This is a genomic window from Mesorhizobium silamurunense (assembly GCF_014843825.1).
Taxonomy (GTDB): domain Bacteria; phylum Pseudomonadota; class Alphaproteobacteria; order Rhizobiales; family Rhizobiaceae; genus Mesorhizobium; species Mesorhizobium silamurunense.
This window is the reverse complement of record NZ_JHQR01000004.1, coordinates 1-3,136: the sequence shown is the minus strand read 5'-3', so window position 1 is coordinate 3,136 and position 3,136 is coordinate 1. Positions and strand designations below refer to the sequence as shown.

Annotated in this window: 5 protein-coding genes and 1 pseudogene; 1 reads left to right on the top strand and 5 read right to left on the bottom strand. The window is 59.8% G+C overall.

The window, feature by feature from the left end; genetic code table 11:
- Window positions 1–70: 70 nt before the first annotated feature.
- Window positions 71–595 (bottom strand): annotated as a pseudogene (locus DH10_RS00480) (IS110 family transposase); the annotation flags it as partial.
- On the opposite strand from DH10_RS00480, the gene DH10_RS00475 reads away from it, so the two are divergent.
- Window positions 494–784 (top strand): hypothetical protein, encoded by a 291-nt coding sequence (locus DH10_RS00475; protein ID WP_192384034.1) that lies wholly within the window; start codon window positions 494–496, stop codon window positions 782–784. The pseudogene DH10_RS00480 and the gene DH10_RS00475 sit on opposite strands and share 102 nt — an antisense overlap.
- Here the strand turns inward: DH10_RS00475 and rpsU are convergent.
- From rpsU to DH10_RS00450, 4 genes are all read right to left on the bottom strand, one after another.
- Window positions 751–1,023, bottom strand: coding sequence for a 30S ribosomal protein S21 (gene rpsU, locus DH10_RS00470; protein WP_192244759.1), 273 nt, complete (start codon window positions 1,021–1,023; stop codon window positions 751–753). The genes DH10_RS00475 and rpsU overlap by 34 nt on opposite strands.
- A 147-nt stretch (window positions 1,024–1,170) precedes the next feature.
- Window positions 1,171–1,440 carry a DUF1488 family protein gene (locus tag DH10_RS00465; protein ID WP_192244644.1) on the bottom strand — a complete coding sequence of 90 codons (270 nt, stop codon included), beginning with the start codon at window positions 1,438–1,440 and terminating at the stop codon, window positions 1,171–1,173.
- A gap of 2 nt (window positions 1,441–1,442) precedes the next feature.
- Window positions 1,443–1,979, bottom strand: a complete 537-nt coding sequence (locus DH10_RS37775) for a hypothetical protein (protein ID WP_312891209.1) — start codon at window positions 1,977–1,979, stop codon at window positions 1,443–1,445.
- Between the two features lie 133 nt (window positions 1,980–2,112).
- Window positions 2,113–2,430 carry a hypothetical protein gene (locus tag DH10_RS00450; RefSeq protein ID WP_192244642.1) on the bottom strand — a complete coding sequence of 106 codons (318 nt, stop codon included), beginning with the start codon at window positions 2,428–2,430 and terminating at the stop codon, window positions 2,113–2,115.
- Between the last annotated feature and the right edge of the window lie 706 nt (window positions 2,431–3,136).

Here is a 3,136-nt window from a genome sequence, read left to right as displayed (position 1 = left end):
CCGCGGATGTCGTTCTCGATGGCGATCGCCTTTCCCTGCAGCAGCTTGCGGGCCGTCAAGAGTAGAGGTCGGGCATGCCTTCGACGAGCTCGCAAATCCGCTCCTCGAACTTCACCGTTCCCACAACACCGACCTTGAGGCCGAAGTTGCGCAGAAGACCGCGGATGTCGTTCTCGATGGCGATCGCCTTTCCCTGCAGCAGCTTGCGGGCCGTCAAGAGTGCCCGCCGCTTCTGGCTCGTGAGCGTCTTCACATGCACCGGGCGGTACAGGTTGACCCGCATCATCTGCGCGATGCCGCGCGCGTCATTGCGATCGGTCTTGTTCGGCTGCGCCTTCAGGAACGCTTTCACATGACGCGTCTCGATGCAGATAACCGGCAACCCGGCGCACGCCAGCCCCTCAAAAAGCCATTGCGACAAGGGCCCGGCCTCGAGACCGACCCGTTCAATGTTCAAGGCAGGATCCTTCAGGACGGCGAGGAGATCGTCGGAGTGGCTGACGACCCTCACCTCGCGGCAGATCCTGCCGGATTCATCGACAATGCAAACCGCAGTCTCTTTCACCGCGACATCGAGGCCGATAAAGTGCTTCATGCTGCGCTTCCTTTCCTGATGCTTGTGGCTGTTTGGACAGACCACGTTCTATCATCAGCTCGAAGCGCAGCACCTTCTTGCATCACCGTTGAAGAAGGGGCGCAAGCCGAATACCCCATCTACCAAGTTGTCCGACGGATTGACAGGATACCGCTTCAGCCGGATCGGGCAGGACCGTTTCTTGCTTGACGGGCGGCAGGCGGGAGCTTTTTCTTCGGAGCAGGAAGCAGCCCTTCACGTTGCGCCTGCTTGCGGGCGAGCTTACGCGCCCTTCGGATTGCATCGCCCCTTTCCCGGATGCGTCGTTCCGAAGGTTTCTCGTAGGCTCGGCGCCGCTTCAGTTCGCGAAGAAGGCCCTCGCGCTGCAGTTTCCTTTTCAGCGCCCGCAGGGCCTGATCGACGTCATTGTTCCGCACGTCAACTCGCAATTCGTCTCCTCTGCTGCCATACACCCAAAAAGGGCTACGGCTGTTATCCGGGACTGGCCCACCCTGGTCCGATTACTTCCAACAAATACGAACGGATGGACGGGCATCTGCTCCGTTCATCGCTCATGTCGCGCAGCGTAAATCTAGTCAGCGCATATCGGCGGCCGTTATGGTGTAGGTGGTCCGCCTCCCAGCCGCGTAGAGTTTCCGTGCTCTGGTGTGGATGGAATGCCGCGCCGCGTCGAAGGCCGCCAGGCATGCGGCTTCCGCCGTTTCCAGCCCCCTGCGGCCGGTCGCGGCCAATGCATCGCCTTCGATGAAGAACGGCACCTCGAACATGCCGTCGTGACCGATGAAACGGACCGCGTTGCGCGCTTCGTCGAAGCTTCGACTTGGATTGGGAAATTCGAGCGGCATGGTCACTCTCCATCGATCGCGGCGATCGGTCGGACCACAACTCGGCAGCCCGCGTTCGCGCGCTGCCCTTCGTCGCGGCGATTGAGGGACAGCATACAATGCGTGGCATTCGAACGGCTCATGCCGGTCATGCGACGGCCCTGGATCACCGCCGGAACGCCGGTGAAGACATGATAGATGCTCCAGGAGCCATCCTGCTCGACCCGTCGGCCATACAGGTAATCCATAGAGTCTCTCTCGGGTGCTCCGCCTTCGTTTTCGAGAACAATAGCCGTCAGCGATTCGACTTCAGGGCCATTCATGGCGGCATCTTTCTTGGAGTTGTCGTTCGCGCCGAGCTGGATGGAATAAAGCCTGCCGCCACGGGCGTCGGCGATCGACATGACATCGGGAAACTGCGGCATGTCGAGCGTCAGCGAAAGAATCCGCGCGATACAAATCGCCTCATCGAGATCGGATGCTTCGCGCACCTCTCGTGCGACGACTGCGTGTGCGTCGTCCTGCGCGCGGGTGCGGTAGAACTCGATCACGATCTTCACCGCCTGTCGCTCTTCATTCTGGCCCTTGCCGCGAGGGCCATTGGTATTCGCCGCAAGCTTGACCAGGTTGCCGAACGGGCTGTCGGCCTTCGGTGATGCCTTGGCCTGTTTCGGTTATCGGATCTCGCGATTGCTACGCTTTTGTCCCTTGGCCATTGCCGAATGTCCTTTTGAGAAGAGCTGCATCTTCATCATCCCGCGATGCGTGCACAGGTTCGAGGCTGTCCTCTGTCGCCATGCGCTCGTGGTTTTCGGCCTCACTTCGAATGCGATACTGGAGGGAGTCTCCCCGAGGCGGCAGCCTTGCGGTGATCTGATAGATTTCGTGGGATTGCTGAATCGTATTGAAGCTGCGCTTCAGCCGGACGCTTTGCCCCAAGGAATAGCGATGGGTTGCGGCCTCGCGGCGCGTCGGACGGCTATTGAGCCTTTCAGAGCGTATCGAGATCATGGCTGTTGTTCCTCCACTGTTCCACTGCGCTCCTGGGGAAGCCGGATCGATCAGCTTCGAGCCCCTTCGATCGGGTAGTCGTAATCGACGAGACGTCATTGCCAAGGTAGCAGCACCCGAGTCCGCCGGCAGCAAACTCAATAAAACAACGCGCCAGCCTCTGTGCGGTGCGGGTATTCGTGCGCATGGTCCTCCCGAAACCGGAAAGCGTGCGCCAAGTCATTCCGCCCGACCTTGGTCAGCAGGGATTTGTTCCGAGGTCGAGACGTGCGAGCGGTTGTGCCGGCCGGGCGATGCACTCTCATCGAGAATTCGGAGTAAAATGGCGGGTCTCTGACACCGCTCAAGCCAAATCGGCCAAATCGACGGGTTTTATATCTAGACCCGAATTGCCTGTTAAACAAGGCTTATTCCGGTTTTTATTTTTGCCTTCCGCGGGATTTTCTTGCCGCTGGTCAGTCAATAACGTCGCAACATGATGTCTAAACGCGCCACCTCTGGGCGCCGGACCAGTTCATCGGCGAGTGGACCGGTAGCCGCAGCTCTACAAGGTGGGTGTGCTCGCCCTTTTTGACAGACGGCGCTTGCCGGCGAACATGATGTCGAACGGCCCGCGTCACCTTCGAGGCCAGGTCAGGCGGAGCCGGCATAGCCGGCTCTGGTGGGTACCGCGCATCGCTTAGAACTTCCGGCTAAGATAAGGCGG

Bases quoted from the DNA above. Each gene is read 5' to 3' on its own strand.
- DH10_RS00465 (WP_192244644.1), bottom strand. From the start codon at position 1,440: ATGCCGCTCGAATTTCCCAATCCAAGTCGAAGCTTCGACGAAGCGCGC.
- DH10_RS00450 (WP_192244642.1), bottom strand. From the start codon at position 2,430: ATGATCTCGATACGCTCTGAAAGGCTCAATAGCCGTCCGACGCGCCGC.